A 17,894-nucleotide genomic window follows, 5' to 3' on the forward strand; every position below is an offset into this window, starting at 1 on the left:
GCGTCAGTCGGTTGAAAAACTAGCCGTTTGCGGAGTATAATAACAGGTCATGCCAGGATTAAGCCAGCTTCAGAAGTTTAATGCAGATTTATTGAATCTCGGAGATGAGGTCAAGATTCGTTCGGCCCGCGGTGAAAAACCCGTGACCGTTTCCATTCCTTCAGATGTGGAGGACAGGGACGATTCTGATGACTTTAAACTGGGGATGCCGACGCTTTCAGAGGAAGAGCAGGCTCAGGCCGATGCCGCCGCTGCCGAAATGGAACGCGAGGCAAACGATTTCTCTGATATTACGGGCGAGTCTTCTGATTCCGATGAAGATACTGCTCCTCTGACACCTGTTGCTGCTGCCCCTGATGTTTCTGACCTTCTTTCGGCCGGAAGTGACATGGATTTTTCTGACCTTGATTTAAGCGACTTTCAGGATGAACCTTCTGAGCCAGAACCAGAACCTGAACCCATAGAAGTGCCCATAGAAGACATGGATTTGGATGCTCTTCTTGCACCAAAGCCCAAAACTGAACCTGAACCAAAACCTGTTTCCAAACCCCGGCCAAAACCTGTACAAAGACCTGTAAAAAAAGCAGAACCTGCGCCAAAACCGGAACAGCAGGTAAAAAAGCCTGCCGCCGCACAGAATACGCCTTCTTCTGAACCAGATTTTGGTTTTTCAGGTTTGTTTGATGAACCGGGCGATAAAGACGGTAAAAAAGAGGAAAGTGCACCGATTGCGTCTTCTACAGGCGACAGTGATTTTGACGGGGACTTTGAGTCAATCAATATGAACGACGGAATTCCGTCCGAATTTGACGGAATATCTGATGTCGCTCCCGAACAGCCGTTTCAGGATAAAAAGAGCCCCGAACCTGCACCCGAACCCGAATCTGCACCTGAGAGCGGAACAGACGATTTACCTGGTAACGAAAGTTTTGACGGTCTACCGGAAGATTTTGGCGCAGAAACTTCAGATTCCGCAGCAGAAGATACAGAAACGGATATGCCCGACTTTTCTGACATGCCCGATATTCCGGACTTTCCTGATACAGATGACGGCAGTAAAGAAAATACAGAAAACAACACTACAGCTGAACAGAATGAACCTTCAGAGTCTGTAAATGATATGTTCAACACCGACGGGCTGGACGACGACATAAGCGCCCCTTCTGATGAAGGTGATAAAACCGGCGGACTTGAAGCTGTTCCGGATGACTTTTTTAACCTTCCCGAAAAAGGCTCCGAGCCTGCACCCGACATGGATGTTCCCGAAGAAGTGTTCAGTGCACCAGAGATGGACGGCGTTGACTTTAGTTCTGAACCTGAATCTTCTTCTGATTCAGATGATTTTTCTTTTGGCGGAGATGGTGAATTCAGCATTCCGGGATTTTCTGATACAGTAACTGCCGATCTTGAACACAAGCCCAAAGTAGAAACACCCGATTATTCCGGGGCGATGGAAAGTCCCAAGAATTCCTTTACTGATGCCGAATACAAGCGTTTTCAGAAAAATCTTTCGGAATACCCGCTCAACGTTCGCATTGCACTTGAAGAACTTGTCGTTAAGGACGAATTTACCGACGACGCTGTTTTTTCTATACTGGAAAAAGTTTTGCGAAAGGTACCGGCGCGCAGTCTTGCATCTGACATAGAAAAAATGCTGGACATTACGCTCGAAGTACCGCGCGACTTTGAGAGAAGATCAGCCGCAGAATACGAAGCCTACAAAAAGTCCATGGAATACCAGCTCAAAAACCGCATTATACCGGGAGCTATTCTTACGGCCTTTGCGGCTGTCATGGTTTTCTGCATTTTTACGCTTACAAATGTATTTATTTACAAACCCGCGCGCGCCTCATCCCTTTACCACCAGGGATATACTCTTTTGGAAGCGGGACTTTATCCCCAGGCCGACGATAAATTCAACACGGCTCTTACTTACCATCCTTCAAAAAAATGGTTCTACAGATATGCGTCGGGCTTCCGCGAACACAAACAGTATGAGCGTTCACGCCTTATGTACAAGTCTATTCTGTCCCGCTACAGGCATGAAATTTTTGCCGGACTTGACTGGGCAGACATGGAACTTTACGATCTTTATAACTACGAAGAAGCAGAACGCATACTCAAGCGCGAAGTTCTTGACTACCATATAAATGACGAAAGGGCTCTTTTAAAGCTTGGTGATGTTTACCTGGAATGGGCTACAGAACGTGACCAGTCCAAATTTCCGCTGGCAGACGAGCAGTATACTCTTTTGATAAACATGTACGGTTCAAAGGATTTGTACCTTTCACGCAAAATGCGGTACAGTATACGCACAGACAACCTTGCCCAGGTTCTGTCATACAAGGAATATTTCTATCCAAGAAAGAAGGCACTCGGTTCTGATGACCTTACCGAACTTAGCGGATACCTTCTTGACAAGAGATTCGGCCGCCTGAGACCGTCTGAAGCACACCTTCGCTCTTCTATAGAAGATGTAAGGGATCTTCTTGAACGTGCAGTTAAGGCAGACGACAAAAATGCAGTTGCACTTTACAACATGGGACGCTATTACAGGGAAACCAGCAACAGTAAGGGTGCGGCGGCCCTGTTTGACTCGGCAATTGAACAGTTTGAAGCACAGAAGACACGCAGCCCGCGTGATACATACAAATTCATAAATGCATACAGATTCCGCGGTGAAGAATACAAAGATGCGCGCAATTATATTCCAGCCGAAGAAACCTATGCAAAGGGACTGGAGCTTTTTGAAAGGGAGCGCGAAAATGCGGGCTTTAAGGGAACAGAAGATGTAGGCCGCCTTTATGCAGATATGGGCGATATATATTATTTTGTGGCAGGTGATCCAGACAAGGCTCTTTCAAATTACGTGGAAGCCGTAAACAATAGTTTTGACACTTCTTCTGTAAGGTATAAGATAGGAAACATCCAGTATCACAAGAAAAATTATCCTGCAGCCCTCGGTTCGTTTATAAGAAGCCAGGATGCAAGCGCAAACGATACGCACCTTCTTCTGGCCCTTGCAAATACACTCAGTTTGAGCGGTGACAATTTTGTAGCCCGTGGATATTATGAGCGTCTTTTGGGAATTCTAGATTCAGAAAAAGAAAGACATCATATTCTGTTCCCGCAGGTAAGGGAAGATCAGGCAGATCTTGTTGACACATATATGCGTGCTGCAAACAATCTTGGCGTAACCCTTACCCGTATAGCCGGAATGACAGGCGACAGTTCTCTTAATGCACAGGCAATTGTAAATTACCAGAACAGTATGCGTGCGTGGGATGCCCTTACAAGAAACCAGACTACAATGATAAGAATGGAAGGTTCGAATCTTGCGGAACAGAACGTAAAGTATACTGTAACTACTGGTTCGGAATTCAACCCTGAAATTTATACCCAAATACCGCGAACGCTTTATGGTGAGGATATTCTTGAGTAATATGGAACTGAATGAAGGAATACGCAACCGGCAGAAATTCATAGGAATTCTAAAGGAAGTATTCAGAAAATCCATTCATCTCTGCAGTGCATTTGTACCGTCACTGCTTTCTGTCTGGTACATGCCGGTAATGGCTCTTCTTTTTGCAGCCCTCGTTCTATATTCAGCATCTGAGTTTTTAAGAATGACCGGGCATCCTGTTCCTGTTGTTTCTTCAATAACAGCCGCAGCTGCCCGCAAAAGGGATGAAAATAAATTTGTTCTGGGGCCTGTTACCCTTGTTTCGGGAATAATTGCTTCTTCTATTTTATGGCAGCCGCTTGCATCTTCTATCGGAATATATGCACTGGCTTTTGGTGACGGCCTTGCAAGTCTTTCAGGAAAACTGTTCGGAAAGGCGCACATTCCGCTTACAGGAGGAAAAACTGCAGAAGGAAGTCTTACGTGCTTTACGGCAATTTTTATTTCCTGTTTTGCAGCCTGCGTTTCTTCGGGGATTGAAAACTCTTCGTCTGTTGCGCTTATAATTGCTTCTGTAGGAATGATAATTGAACTTCTGCCGCTCAAGGACTTTGACAATATTCTTATACCGGTTCTGCTTGGCGGAATTTCACAGGCACTTCTTTTTTAAAAGCATCTGTTGTTCAGAAATGCGTGCTAAGACCACATGTACATATTGTGAATTGAAGTAAGATACCTGTAGGCTCCGTATACAAGAAGAACTGTTCCTGCTGCGGCAAGAATATAACAGTCAGCCGAACACAGCATAAAGTAGCCTGCCTCAAGTATTGTAATTCCTATGGCAGCTTTTAGATGGTCGGGGCTGTTTTTTACGTGCGATTCCACTGCCAGAATAGAAAATGTTGCTGCCATAAGTACCAGCTTCATGAGCATAAAAGGCGTTCTGAAACTCCAGAGAACTGTGCATGTAGAAGTCGTGTGCCCGGTGTCCAGAGGAAAAAGAAGCCCCATTACTATTGCAACAATAATCAGTATCATGAAATTGCGCTCTGCGTCCTGTCTGTAGTCTGTACCGCTGAAGGCCGCCGCAAAAAAAAGAGACAGGGGAGCGAGTATTCTGCCGCAAATTACTATCTTTCCTACAGCAACAATAAAAATTGAATATGTCTTCCAAAGATCGAACAGCGGTATTAAAAGCCGCATACATTCCGAAAGGCAGCCGATAAGAAAACCACAGAAGAAAAAGACTTCGAGCGACGGTGTTTTTTCAAAGCGCTTGAATATAATGAAGGAAAGAACCGGGGCCGCAAGAGACAGTACAAAAACAGATGCAATTACAGCGTGAAAACTGTATTTAAAAGCCGGCAGTGAAATGGAAATTGTTCTTATTACGCCTTCGGGAGGTGTGATTCCGCCTGAAAAAGCCGCCCATATGACAATAAGCGCGTTTGTAATGAGTGTCAGGGAACTTAAAATTAGAAATGCGATTAAAAGTCTGTTGCGCGTCTTGATGGTCATACTGTTAGAATAGCACGAGAGTTTGATTTTAGTAAAGTGCAGCATTTTTGATTCCGATAAACTAAATGAAGATTACCTTTAAAAACTTCAATTTGTTGGGGCTGTCTGGCTGTTGATTCAGTCTTTAAATATTTTTTGGAGGAGTAATGAAAAAACTTCTTTTGGGTTTGATTTTTGCCGGTCTTGGAGCTGCATTTGTTGCTGCCGGAGATGCTGCTGTTTTTGATGATATAGGATTTTCTGCAGACGGAAAAACTTATCTTTTTGGTCAGTATGGAAAAACCGATGTCAACTACAAGCCGTGGGCCGAAATCTATACGGTTGATGTTGCAAAAAATGATTTTGTTCCGGGCGGGGTATATAAAAATTCTTCTGAGTCTTCAAATTCAGAAATATCAGGAAAAAAAGCCTATTCTGAACTGAAAGACAAAGTTGAATGGAAAATTTCAAAGTATGCCGCATCCCCTGCCGGAACCGACACGCTTTTGTATCTTTATGAAGAAAACGGAAAGTCTGCTACAGATACAATTTCTTTCAAGGACTTCGAGAATTCAACTGAAGACAAATCTATTTTCTATGAAGTAACACTTGTTCCGTCTTATGAAGGAAAGGGAAAAAATGTCCGTTCACGCTTCTATATAAATCTTGTAAAAAAAGATGCGGCGGGTTCCGTGGTTGGTACATGGAAAGTCGGAACACCGGACTTTAAGCGCAAGGGAATTACTTCTTACAGAATAGAAAAGATTTTTGGTGACAAGTCAGGAAAAAGTCTTGTGTTTGTTGTACAGAAAACTCTGGAAGACGATACTGGAACTTCTATAAGGTATATGGTAGAAACAGTCAGATTCTGATTAAAACTTCTGATTTGAAAAAAAGTGCGGTTTTTTTTAGAAAATCGCACTTTTTTTTGCTTTAAAGAAAAAACAGATGCTATTTATCAAGTAGGGGTTATTTGAAAATCCCAAATTGAATAACAGAGGTTTTTTATGAGAACTTTAAGGCTTTATCTTCTTAAGTCGGTGCTTCCTGCTTTTGCACTGGTATTTTGTGTCCTGCTGGCGGTAAACTGCCGCTCGACTGTAGACGGAATCGGAATGCTTTCGGGCGACTACACTTCTCCTGAAATAGAGTCCTTCTGCGTGAATGATTCTTTGTCTTCTACAATTGAATTTTCAAAACCGGTAACGCTTGACAGCCTGTTTTTGTTTACCGGCGCAGCAAAAGGCAGTGGTTCGGGTACGCCAGCATCTTCTTCTGCGTCGTCTTCGGTTGAAACACACACAATTGAGTTTTCTGACAGAACGGTTATAGGCGAGTCTTATGTACTTGAAGGCCGGGCCAGTGACGAAAAGGGAAACTCACTTACGTTCAGCATTCCTTTTACAGGTTACAATGCCAGCCCGGCCGTTTTGTGTCTTTCTGAAGTACGTAACGCTTACGGAACGGCCACAGTTAACGGTGTTAAGACGCACAGGTGTGAATTTGTTGAACTTTATGTTCTTGAAGGCGGCAATCTGTCCGGAATGGAACTTTATTCCGCCGGTGACGGTAACGAACGCAAATATACATTTCCTGCAATAGATGTAAATAAGGGTGAGTATATTACGGTTCACCCGCGCCGGGGAACAACCGCCGATGTTGTTGAAGACGGTATGGTAAGCGAAACGGGTGACGATTTAACACTTTCTGTGCACATGGATTCATGTGATACTGCCAGAGACTTGTGGTCTGAAAATCTAAAGTCGTGCTATTCTGATTCAGACATAATTGTCCTTAAGGGCTCGTCAGGTGCGGTAATGGATGCCCTGGTTTTTGCAAAGAGCACTCTTACTGAATGGAAAGAAGAATATGCAAAAACAGTTTCTGCTGTAGAAGAGAGCGGTGTCTGGCTTGACAGTGAAGGAAACAAAAGCTGTTCTTTGGCAAGTGCCTTTTGCAGCGACTATATAACGACAACTGCTGCAACAAGAAGTATGGCAAGACAGAATCTGGAGTCGGTTGACCCGCAGAATATCTGCAGTTCCAAAAAAGACTGGATGGTTGTTTCTGAAACAACACCCGGTACAAAAAACAGCTCGAAAGAGTATGTAAAATAGGGAATTGTCCTTTATTTAATCACCTTTCGGGAACCCTGGTCGGCTTCTCTTCTACCGCCGATCTGGGTTCCGTCTGACAGTGTAAACGACGGTACATCCTTTATTTTTGTGTACTTCCAGTCTATGGCGTGTGTTCCGGGAACGCCCGACTCTATGCGTTCGTTTTCTTTTTCAAGCTGCCAGACTATCATTCTTTTGAAAGTGTCCATCAGAGGCTCGGGCTCTGCGTCTTTTGAAACAATACCGGCTTCCTGCATTTCTTTGATTATATAGTAGCACGATTCTATTGTAGAAACGCAGTATTCTGCAGGTTCGTGCTTGAAGGTAAAAATGCTTCTGTAATTTCCTGCAAATGAAAGTTTTGGAAGGGCAGTTACGTTGGGGCTCATTCTGAGCATCTTTTTTGAACAGAACCAGGTTGAATCTATTATGATTACAAGAAGTTTTTTTCCTGCAACCGACTGTGCAAAACCTTCCCTGCGGCTGGTCCAGGCGTCTTTTCCGGGGTACAAAAGTACCGGGTAATATGACGGGTCTGAAAGCAGTTCGCAGAGACGGCGGTTCTTTGTAAAATCTATGCCTACAAGAATTTCGCTTTGGGGAAGGCAAGCGGCGGCCATGCGTCCTGTTCCCGTGCGCTGTCTTTTTGCTTCTTTCGGGTGCATTAAAAAGACAAATTTAATTCCCGAATCTACTGTTTTTGTATATTTGCAGAAACAGGAAGACAGCGGTCTGAAACATTTGAGGCATATTTCTCTCATTTCTGTTACTTTCCGGCAAGTTTCAGAAGATCTGCTTTCTGGCAGGCACCGACAGTCTGTGCTGCGGGCTGTGCATTTTTGAATACAATAAAATTCGGAATGCTCATTATGCCGTACTTTGAAGCAAGAGAAGGATTTTCATCTACATTTACTTTGCAGACTTTTATATCCTGGTTTTCAGAAGCAATTTCTTCTACAACCGGCCCCATCATCTGGCAGGGACCACACCAGGGTGCCCAAAAGTCAACAAGAACTGTTTTTTCGCTCTCAAGGACTTCTGTCTGGAAATTTGATTCGTTTACATTAAGTGCCATACAAGCCTCCTATAGATATTGTTTTCATTTACAAGTATAGGAAAAAAACAGGTTGTAATCAATAAAAAAAGGGCCGCCCCGCATAAGGACAGCCCCTTCGTTCAATACGGAATAAATCAGACCTGGAACTGGTCTACTTCATCACCGATTTTTGTAATTGAACTCTTCATGTTTTCTGAGATAGATGAAAGGTTTGAGCCGGTTTCGTTGATTTTCTTTGCACCGATATTCATTTCTTCCATTCCTTCCTTCATGCTAAGTGTTGCATTCTGAAGTACTTTTATTTCTTCGAGGATAGTCTTGTTTCCTTCAGACATTTCAGAAGATGCCGTGCGCACTTCGGAAGTGCTGTCATTCATGCTGTTAAGGGCAATTGAAATCTGCTTGGAACCTTCTCCCTGTTCCTGCATTGCATTTTTTATTTCCTGAACAAGGTTGTTTATCATGTTGATGCCGCTCGAAACACTGGAGAACGAAATTCCTGCTTCCTGTGAAGCTGTGACCATTTCCTGAATGCTGTCGGTAATCTTTTTGAGCTGTTCACCGATAGTCTTTGACTGTGAACTTGAAGTTTCGGAAAGTTTTCTGATTTCGTCTGCAACAACGCTGAATCCTTTTCCTGCTTCACCTGCGTGGGCTGCTTCTATGGCCGCGTTCATGGCAAGAAGATTTGTCTGTTCTGCAATATTTGAAATTACAGTGTTTGCTTCCTGAAGAGCCTGTGATTCTGTTTCTATTACCTGAATGCGTGCGTTAACGTCGTCCTGCTTCTGAACACCGTCTGCGGCCTTCTGTTCAAGCTGGTTGAACTCTTCTGCCATTTTTGTGACGGAATTGTTTACCGAATTGATATTGCCTATCATTTCTTCTACTGCGGCAGAGGCTTCTGTTACGCTTGCAGACTGGTTTTCTATCATCTTGTTGAGTGACTCGATGTTTGAAGCAATCTGGTTTACCGCGCTGGCTGTCTGGGCAACACTTTCTGACTGGGCGCCTATGTTGCCTGTCATGCTTTCGATGTTGGCGATAATCTGTGTAATTGAAGCAGCCGTGTCTTCTGTGCTGTCGTTTAGTTTTGTTCCGGCCGCGACAAGTTCGGTTTTTGTCTGCTTCATTGCAATTATAATACACTGCAGTTTTTCTACAAAGGTGTTGAATTCGCTTGCGAGACGTCCAATTTCGTTGTCTGCATTTGTCTTTACCGAAATTCTCTTTGAAAGGTCTGCATTGCCCGACGAAATGCCCTGAAGTGTTTTTTCTACTACACCAAGCGGTTTCATTATTGAAACGACGCAAAGTGAAAGAACAAGAATAAGTGTTACGGCAAGAATTGCAGATGCGACGCCCATGTAAAGAATTATTTCGTTTGCTATACGGAATATCTGTGCGCCTTCAATCATTATAACAAGACTCCACTGGGTTCCGCTTATGCCGCTGAAGATGTTGAACTGCTTGTGGCCGTTAGGGTTCCTGTTCCAGAAGTGTCCTGCATATTCGGAAGTTGAGTTTGTCTGAATATGATTTTTTAAATCATTGTTTGCTTTGTCTGCGGCAAGGGTTTCCATTTCATCAAGATCGCCGCTGGTTGAAATAACTTTTCCGTTTCCTGAAAACAGAGTAGCAATACGTGTTTCGCCGAGTCTAATATCCTTTACAAGTTTATTTATTGTTTCCATAGAAACTATTCCTGTAAAGAAGCCTATGTTTTTACCGCCATATTTTACGGCACGGCAGACGTGGATTATTGTTTTTCCTGTAATCAAAGAAGTAGCGGGGTTGTCAATAAACTCGTCGGCACCGTTTTTTACGATTGCCTGGTAATAATCGCGCTGTGTAACAAAAGTTTCGTTACCGTTGTCTGCCTGGAACTTTCCTGTTTCATCTACCCAGGCAACGTAGTCAAACATTTTGTTTCTTTTTGATGTTGTTGTTCTGAGCCAGTCTACAATTTCTTCTGTGTCACCTGTTTGGGCAGCATCGGAATTTATATAAAAATCAAGGGCCGTTTTGTATTCTGACAGTTTAAGAACAACCTGACTGGCATAAGACTTTGTTAAATCTGTATAGTCAGATTCAATCTGCTGGTTTGTAATTTTTTTTGTTCTTTCTACAATAAGAACTACCTGAAAAGTATTTATAATCAGAAACGTCGCTGCAACGATAAGCAGAATTCTGGTTAACAAATGTTTTTCCTTTTTCATTTTTGACATGATAACTCCTGCTAATTAAGTTTTGTTAATAATCTTTCATAATATTATCGCCCATAATTGCTGAAAAAACAACTATAAAATTATTCCGCTGAATATGGTCATTTTGTGTAAAATTTATTACTATATTATATACGAGGTAATTAAAATGGAAAAGAAATTGACGCCGATGACGCTTTTGTGCGGATATCTCGGAGCCGGAAAAACAACTCTTTTGAACAGGGTTCTTTCCAACCAGAAAGGATACAAGGTCGCGGTAATTGTCAACGACATAGGTGAAGTGAATGTTGATGCCAAGCTTATTGCTGACGGGGCAAAGATTACAGATACAAGCAGCATTGTTCCGCTTACAAACGGATGCATCTGTTGTACACTCAAGACACAGCTTGCCCAGAACATAGAAAATCTTATCAAAACAAAAAAATATGACTATATCATGATAGAAGCCAGCGGTGTCTGTGAACCGATGCCTATTGCCCAGGAACTTGAAACCATCAGAAATGGAAAACTGGACAATGTTGTGGGCGTTGTAGATGCAGCCCGCCTTGTAGATGAATTTGCAGGCGGAGACAAGCTTCTTTCAAAAAACATGGGAGAAGAAGACATAGAGTCGCTTCTTGTACAGCAGATTGAATTCTGTTCTACACTTGTAATAAACAAGCGTGATCTTGTTACTGACGAACAGATGAAAAAAGTTCATGCCGTAATCAACGCAATTCACCCTGGTGTAAAAATTATTGAAACTTCAAGGGGCGAGGTTGCGGTAGAAGACGTTCTTGCTACAGGTTCATTTGACTTTGACAAAGTTTATGCAAGTGCAGGCTGGTGCCAGAAGCTTGAAGCAGATGAAGACGAAGATGAGCATAAAGAACATGAACATCATGACGAACATGATCACGACCATGAAGAGCATGAGCACGAACATGAGCATCATCATCACGAACACCGCCATGAAGGTGAAAGCGAAGACGAATACGGAATAGGAACTTTTGTCTATTACCGCCGCCGCCCGTTTGACAGACAGCTTCTGGACGAATATGCAAACAAATGGCCGCGCAACATTATCCGCTGCAAGGGACTCATGTGGTTTGCTGATGAGAGCGAAATGGCATGGGTTTTTGAAACTTCAGGAAGACAGATTCAGGCAGGATATTCAGGACAGTGGGTTGCTGCTTCTTCTCCTGCGGAACAGAAACGCATTCTTGCAGACAATCCGGCAATAAAGGCTGAATGGGATGAAAAGGTTGGTGACCGCATGATAAAACTGTGTATAATAGGCCAGAATCTTGACCGCGAAAAAATAAGCGCCGAACTCGACGCATGCCTTGCCAAATAAAATAAAAAAGGCTGCCACGGTTTTCCGTGGCAGCCTTTTTTTGGCAGTTGTGCAGCAACTGTAAGTTTTAATTAACAGCGGTATGACCGATGTTAATTAAATACATTTATTGTTGTAATAAGCAGCATTCCATCTCAATTCATTTCTGAACTGGGGAACAGTTGTATTTGCGTCGATTACGGCACATTCGATTCCTACCATCTCGCACCAGTCACGGAGCATGTCTGTAGTTATGATGTTGCTGAATGCTGTGTGGTGACCGCCGCCTGCAAGAATCCAGCTTTCTGCCGAAGTCGTAAGGTTTGGAAGCGGCTTCCACAATACGCGGGCAACAGGCAGTTTTGGAAGTTCTGCTTCTGGTTTTATTACGTCAAGTTCGTTGACTACGCAGCGGAATCTGTTGCCCATGTCAACGACAGCAGCGCAGAGTGCACTACCTGTGCTTGAGTTGAATACAAGACGTGCCGGATCTTCTTTTCCGCCTATGCCAAGCGGATGAACTTCAATGCGCGGTTTTGAAACAGCAATCTGCGGGTCAACTTCGAGCATGTGGCTTCCGAGGTCTGCTTCTTTTCCGGGTTCAAGATTGTAAGTGTAGTCTTCCATAAAGGCATTTCCCTTTCCGTTGCCTACAAGACCGTCTGTCATTACCTTGAATGTACGTACAAAAGCCGAAGTCTTCCAGTCACCTTCTGCACCAAAGCCGTATCCGTCTGCAAGAAGACGCTGTATTGCAAGGCCCGGCAGCTGTTTCATTCCCCAGAGATCCTGAAAGTTTGTACAGAGTGCCTTTCCGTTGTTGTCCTTAAGGAAGCGGCGCAGTGCAATTTCTATTTTTGCCTGTTCCTTTATGTGGTCGATTGTGTACTGTTTGTCGCTTCCATAAACAATTTCGTATTCTTCGTTGTAGCGGTCGAACAGTGCGTTGATGTCTGCTTCGCTTACTTCATTCATGTAGGCAACCAGGTCACCGATTCCGTAGTAGGGGACAGACCAGCCGAACTGAATCATTGCTGCAACTTTGTCTCCGTCAGTAACTGCAACTTCGCGCATGTTGTCACCAAAGCGCAGTACACGAAGTGATTTTCCGTCTGCTACGGCGCGTGCTACTCTCATCCAGTCGGCAATGCGTTTCTGCGTGGAAGAATTTGCCCAGTGTCCTACAATGACCTTGCGCGGAAGATCCATGCGGCTTGTTATGTAACCGAATTCGCGGTCTCCGTGTGCACTTTGGTTAAGGTTCATGAAGTCCATGTCCATTGTTGCGTACGGAATTTTTTCGTTGTACTGTGTGTTAAGCTGAAGAAGCGGCTTTTTGTAGGCGCTCAGTCCTGCAATCCACATCTTGGCCGGGCTGAATGTGTGCATCCAGCAGATTATTCCGGCACATTTGTCATCGGCATTTGCCTGTTCAAGAGTGCTGCGGATTGAATCCGGAGTCAGAAGTGTAGGCTTCCATACAAGTTCGCAGGGAAGTGCGCCGCTTGCGTTAAGTGATTCCACAATGTCCTTGGAGTCCTTTGCCACCTGTTTGAGTGTGTCTTCTCCGTAAAGATCCTGACTTCCGGTAATAAACCAGAATTCATATTTAGCCAGTTCCATATTTCCTCCTATAAAAACATTTGAAGACTGTTTCAACAGTCAAAAAGGTTTTTATTGCGTTTTGCAACGAAGTGAAAAACGCAGTTCTATAAGAAAGTTTGCAACGCAAACTTTGAGTTAAAAAAGCCGACGCCATTTCGGCGGATTTTTTATACTCCCTCCTATAAAAACATTTGAAGACTGTTTCAACAGTCAAAAAGGTTTTTATTGCGTTTTGCAACGAAGTGAAAAACGCAGTTCTATAAGAAAGTTCGCAACGCAAACTTTGAGTTAAAAAAGCCGACGCCATTTCGGCGGATTTTTTATACTCCCTCCTATATAGATTATTTTTCTGCCTGCATTTTGAATCTTATTACGTTCCATGATGCAGGTTTTAGTTCCAGTGTATAAATTCCGCTGTCGCTCTGTTCAAGCGGAACGTTTTTTGGACTTACGGCATCGGGATTTTCAAGTGAATTTCTTGCACTTAAATTATCGCCGGTGAGTTCTGTCCTGTAAATCATGCTTGTTTTTGCGAATGATTTCAAGTCTATTTCTGTGACCGAGCTTTCTGTTTTGTTTGTATTGAGTGCAAATACAGAAATTTCACCGTTTTCTTCGTTGTGCACGCATGAAAATATCACTGCCGGAACTTCGCCGTACTTTTTTGTTACTTTGTTTTCGCAGTTTACAATCGGCGTGAGTGATGTTCCGCGGCCAAAGAATGAGATGTCCCTGAACGGCCAGTAAATTGCCTGTCTGTATGCGCCTTTTCCCGGTTCCGTAAAAATCGGTGCAATTACATTTACCAGCTGGGCAAGACAGGCGGCTTTTACACGGTCTGCATGGTTAAGAAGGGTAATCGCCATTCCGCCGAAGGCAAGCGCGTCAAGAAGTGAATAGTGGTCTTCCAGAATTCTTGGTGCCGTCATCCACGGGTGCGGTTCTTTTTTCTGCTGGTACCAGATGTTCCATTCGTCGAACGAAAGATACATTGTTTTTGAACTGCGCTTCAATGCCTTTACATAATCGCATGTTGCCGCGCATGTTTTTATAAACTGATCCATGTCGTAGAAAGAAGCCAGAAAGTCATCGTCATCGCCGTAGTTTTCAAAATAACGGTGGATTGAAATGTAGTCTGCAACATCGTATGTGTGTTCAAGAACAATTCTGTCCCATTCCGGATAAGTGGGCATACTTGAAGAAGCGCTTCCGCATACTACAAGTTTTATGTCTTCGTCGGTCCACTTCATTATTTTTGCGGTTTCGAGCGCTTTTTTTCCGTAATCTTCGGCACTCAGGTGACAGATCTGCCACGGGCCGTCCATTTCGTTTCCTATGCACCAGGTTTTTATTCCGTACGGATTTTCGTGCCCGTTGCTGCGTCTCAAATCGCTCCAGTAAGTACCTTTGGGAAAGTTGCAGTATTCTACAAGATCGCCGGCGTCCTGCGGTGTGCCTGTTCCCATGTTAACGGCGCCCATTATTTTTGTTCCGGCTTTTTGGGTCCAGTCGTAAAAGTCGTCAATTCCTATAAGATTGGGCTCTATTGTGTGCCAGGCGCGATCCAATCTTACCGGGCGGTTTTCACGCGGTCCTATTCCGTCTTTCCAGTTGTAGCCCGAAAGAAAGTTTCCGCCGGGGTAGCGTACAAGGCTTACCTTAAGGTCAGAAACCATTTTTATTACATCACGCCTGAATCCCTGTTCGTCTGCGTCGGGATGGCCGGGTTCGTAAATGCCGGTATAAACGGCGCGTCCCAGATGTTCAATAAACGAACTGAATAAATTGTCGTCTACTTTTCCTATTTTGAATTCTTTTGCAACTGTAACTTTTGTTTTCATTTTTAACATCCTTGTGCAGCCCATTTTGCTCGCGGGCAGCTGCTTTTTTTGTTTTTTGCCCTGAACAGAACGTAGGCCCCGCATTCCGAACACATTATCTGTGAAACCAGTGAGGAACATTTTTCGCATACGCCAATTCTTTTTCTGAACTGGCTTTCACAGGCTGTTATTCCTTCAACATACTTCATGCCTGAAACTTCGCGTTCAAGGGATTCTTTTGTTATTGAACTCTGTATTGCGCGAAGTTCACATTCAGGACAGGGCTGCTTCATCTTTTCCTTCTAGATTTGAACGGTTACCGAAGCTACGGAATGTGCAGGCATTGTTATTGAAACAGTGTCTGCGTCCTTTACTGTTACCGAAAGCGTTTTTTCTGTAACGCGCTCGGGATCGTCAAAAGTGTTTATTGTGTTCATACAGTCGCCGGTAATTACTGTACCCGAAGCGGATGCAATTGAAGCGCCCAGGTTTGCAAAAGAGATGTCCACTTTCTTTGAAGAAGAAGCGTCTGTGTTTACGGCCGTAACAAGATAGCGCGGCTTTTGTGTTGCACTGTCTGTCTTTTCTGAAGCAGAAACGCTCAGTCCCGGAACTGTTATGTCCTTTTCGTAAAGTCCCGCACTTGAATATGCTGCCGATGTTCCAAGAAGGGTTGCGCCCTGATGTCCCTTGTACATGTGGAATACGTGCCAGGTTGGTGTAAGAACCATTTTGTCGCCTTCTGTAAGAACAGGAGCCTGCAGTACGTTTACAGCCTGTGCAATGTTTGCAATTTTTACGCGGTCGCTTCTATTGTTGAATATGTTCAACTCGATTCCTGCGACAACGGCATCCCGTACAGAATTCTGCTGGTAAAGGAAGCCGGGGTTTGTTCCGGGTTCGGGAAGATACCAGCTGCCCCATTCGTCTACAACAAGAGCTACGCGTTTAGCAGGGTCGTATTTGTCCATTATTTCTGAATGCCTGCGTACAAGTTCGTCCATGCGGAATGCATTCTTTAACGCCCTGTACCAGCCTTCTGTATCGAATTCTGTTGAAGATCTCTTGTCTTCCCAGCGGTATTCGTAAGTGTAGTAGTGAAGGGAAAGTCCGTCCATGAGCCAGTGTGCGTTTTTCATGAGAACATCGGTCCAGTTGTAGTCGTCTACGTTTGGTCCGCCTGCAATTTTCATGATTTTTTCTTTTCCATACTGGCGCACAAATGTCTGGAACCTGCGGTAAAGGTCTGCGTAGTATTCGGGGCGCATGTTTCCGCCGCAACCCCAGTTTTCGTTTCCTACACCAAAGAAGGGAAGGTTCCATGCTTCTTTTCTGCCGTTCTGTTCGCGCAGTTTTGCCATGGGGCTTTCACCGCTGAACGTCATGTATTCTATCCATTCGTCCATTTCCTGGACTGTACCGCTACCGACGTTTCCGCAGACATAGGGTTTGCAGCCCAGTTCGTCGCACAGTCCAAAGAATTCGTGTGTACCAAAGCTGTTGTCTTCTACAACGCCTCCCCAGTTTGTGTTAATGATACGCTTGCGGTTTGCTGAAGGGCCTATTCCGTCCTTCCAGTGGTACTCGTCGGCAAAGCATCCGCCCGGCCATCTAAGATTGGGTATGTCTATGTCTTTGAAAGCTTTGATTACGTCTTTTCTGTAACCGTTTATGTTTGGAATGTCAGAGTCTTTTCCTACCCAAAAACCGCCGTAAATGCAGCGGCCCAAGTGTTCGGAAAAGTGTCCGTATATATCACGGCTGATTGTGGACTTTTTGTCGGCCACATCAACAATTATTGATTCATTCATATTAAACCTCGCATAAATGATATTCTATCACCACTTTTGCGGATTTGCAACAAGAAAATCTGATATTTATCAAAAAAAAATGGGTTATAAAAATAACCCGTCTGTTCATGCGGCGTCAGTTAAAGTAGGAGCGCAGGACAATTCCCTGATCGTAGTTGCCAAAGCCTTTTCCGAAGATGTTCATTCCGCCCATGTGTTCGGCATCTTCTTTTACGCCTATTTTGACCCTGATTGAATGGTGCTCGGGGATTTTAAGGTCATCGAGTGTTACTTCGGAAATTTTCATTCCGTCTACAAAACTGCCTTCGTTTGTTACCGAAAAATGCTTTAAAAGACCGTACTGAGAGCCTTCTAGCTTCCACCAGGCCGGAGTGTATTTGCCGCGCTTGTCACCGAAGTCACCGGGCGAGACCCATGTACCGATGTCTGTTTTGTTGATCCACATTGTTATGTCTGACGGCCAGTTTGTGTTTGTTCCCGGAGTTTCGCTTGAAAGTTCAAGGGTTACTTCGAGTTTTGTCATCTTTTTGGACTCGTACATTGTGTTGTTGGGGAATTTGTATTCAAAAGTACCGCTTCCGCACCAGAGAAGTCCGGCTTTCATTCTTTCTGGGTTAAGGAAAGAGTCTGGAATGTCCAGAAGGCCTATAATGTGTTCCGAAGAGCACAGTCCGCATGGGGCAGTTACACGGTAGTCGGTAAAGATTCCGATAGGCATTTCTACTTCTATAAAGTCGCCGGACGTGTTGTGTTTTTCGGGGAACTGGATAAGAAGTTCTCTGAACGAAGGGCAGCACAGCTTTTGGTTGCCTTTTTTTGCCTTTACCGACTCTGTTGCAATAAGGCCTGCATCTTCAAGAATTGAAATGTGCGTGGCTACAGTTGACTGCGGCAGCTTGAGGGCATCAGATATTTCGTTGATGTTGAGTGTTTTTTCCCTTAAAAGGTTGAGCATTTGGATTCTTGGTTCTGAAGCGAGAGCCTTGAGTTTGTTTATGTCTTCCAACGGATTAATTACTAATGTTGATTCTATTTCCTGCATTC

General features: G+C 44.0%; 14 protein-coding genes. 5 read left to right on the forward strand and 9 right to left on the reverse strand.

Annotation, left to right across the window (positions count from 1 at the left end; all coding sequences use genetic code 11):
* Window positions 1-49 precede the first annotated feature (49 nt).
* Entirely contained in the window at window positions 50-3,442 is a 3,393-nt protein-coding gene (flcA, locus tag IWA51_RS03680) for a periplasmic flagellar collar protein FlcA (RefSeq protein ID WP_198443274.1), read from the forward strand.
* A 1-nt stretch (window position 3,443) separates the two neighbouring features.
* Window positions 3,444-4,073, forward strand: a complete 630-nt coding sequence (locus IWA51_RS03685; protein WP_198443275.1) for a diacylglycerol/polyprenol kinase family protein — start codon at window positions 3,444-3,446, stop codon at window positions 4,071-4,073.
* A gap of 26 nt (window positions 4,074-4,099) precedes the next feature.
* Here the strand turns inward: IWA51_RS03685 and IWA51_RS03690 are convergent, their stop codons facing one another.
* The gene (locus IWA51_RS03690) at window positions 4,100-4,921 is read right to left on the reverse strand and encodes a hypothetical protein (protein ID WP_198443277.1); all 822 of its coding nucleotides are present in this window, start codon (window positions 4,919-4,921) and stop codon (window positions 4,100-4,102) included.
* Between the two features lie 146 nt (window positions 4,922-5,067).
* Between IWA51_RS03690 and IWA51_RS03695 the strand changes: the two genes are divergently transcribed.
* Window positions 5,068-5,772 (forward strand): DUF2259 domain-containing protein, encoded by a 705-nt coding sequence (locus tag IWA51_RS03695; RefSeq protein ID WP_198443279.1) that lies wholly within the window; start codon window positions 5,068-5,070, stop codon window positions 5,770-5,772.
* Between the two features lie 135 nt (window positions 5,773-5,907).
* Entirely contained in the window at window positions 5,908-7,017 is a 1,110-nt protein-coding gene (locus IWA51_RS03700; RefSeq protein ID WP_198443281.1) for a lipoprotein TP_1001-related protein, read from the forward strand.
* Window positions 7,018-7,028: 11 nt separating this feature from the next.
* Here the strand turns inward: IWA51_RS03700 and IWA51_RS03705 are convergent, their stop codons facing one another.
* The 3 genes from IWA51_RS03705 to IWA51_RS03715 all read right to left on the reverse strand — a co-directional run bounded on the left by IWA51_RS03705 (window position 7,029) and on the right by IWA51_RS03715 (window position 10,293).
* Window positions 7,029-7,778, reverse strand: coding sequence for a tRNA-uridine aminocarboxypropyltransferase (locus IWA51_RS03705; protein WP_198443283.1), 750 nt, complete (start codon window positions 7,776-7,778; stop codon window positions 7,029-7,031).
* A 5-nt stretch (window positions 7,779-7,783) separates the two neighbouring features.
* Entirely contained in the window at window positions 7,784-8,092 is a 309-nt protein-coding gene (gene trxA, locus IWA51_RS03710; RefSeq protein WP_198443285.1) for a thioredoxin, read from the reverse strand.
* 116 nt (window positions 8,093-8,208) lie between these two features.
* Window positions 8,209-10,293, reverse strand: a complete 2,085-nt coding sequence (locus IWA51_RS03715) for a methyl-accepting chemotaxis protein (RefSeq protein ID WP_198443660.1) — start codon at window positions 10,291-10,293, stop codon at window positions 8,209-8,211.
* A gap of 154 nt (window positions 10,294-10,447) precedes the next feature.
* Here IWA51_RS03715 and IWA51_RS03720 point away from each other — a divergent pair, with 154 nt between their 5' ends.
* A complete protein-coding gene (locus IWA51_RS03720) occupies window positions 10,448-11,635 on the forward strand; it encodes a CobW family GTP-binding protein (protein WP_177528462.1) in 1,188 nt (395 codons plus the stop codon).
* A 96-nt stretch (window positions 11,636-11,731) separates the two neighbouring features.
* Here IWA51_RS03720 and araA read toward each other — a convergent pair whose 3' ends face one another.
* From araA to IWA51_RS03745, 5 genes are all read right to left on the reverse strand, one after another.
* Window positions 11,732-13,237 carry an L-arabinose isomerase gene (gene araA / locus IWA51_RS03725; protein ID WP_198443286.1) on the reverse strand — a complete coding sequence of 502 codons (1,506 nt, stop codon included), beginning with the start codon at window positions 13,235-13,237 and terminating at the stop codon, window positions 11,732-11,734.
* Window positions 13,238-13,560: 323 nt separating this feature from the next.
* On the reverse strand, window positions 13,561-15,060 hold the full coding sequence (gene arfA / locus IWA51_RS03730; RefSeq protein WP_198443287.1) for an arabinosylfuranosidase ArfA: 1,500 nt from the start codon (window positions 15,058-15,060) through the stop codon (window positions 13,561-13,563).
* A gap of 2 nt (window positions 15,061-15,062) precedes the next feature.
* Window positions 15,063-15,332 (reverse strand): DUF6171 family protein, encoded by a 270-nt coding sequence (locus IWA51_RS03735; RefSeq protein ID WP_198443288.1) that lies wholly within the window; start codon window positions 15,330-15,332, stop codon window positions 15,063-15,065.
* Window positions 15,333-15,341: 9 nt separating this feature from the next.
* Window positions 15,342-16,850, reverse strand: a complete 1,509-nt coding sequence (locus IWA51_RS03740; RefSeq protein ID WP_198443289.1) for an alpha-N-arabinofuranosidase — start codon at window positions 16,848-16,850, stop codon at window positions 15,342-15,344.
* A gap of 115 nt (window positions 16,851-16,965) precedes the next feature.
* Entirely contained in the window at window positions 16,966-17,892 is a 927-nt protein-coding gene (locus IWA51_RS03745; protein ID WP_177528457.1) for an ArsR/SmtB family transcription factor, read from the reverse strand.
* Window positions 17,893-17,894 lie beyond the last annotated feature (2 nt).

Source organism: Treponema peruense (assembly GCF_016117655.1).
Taxonomy (GTDB): Bacteria; Spirochaetota; Spirochaetia; order Treponematales; family Treponemataceae; genus Treponema_D; species Treponema_D peruense.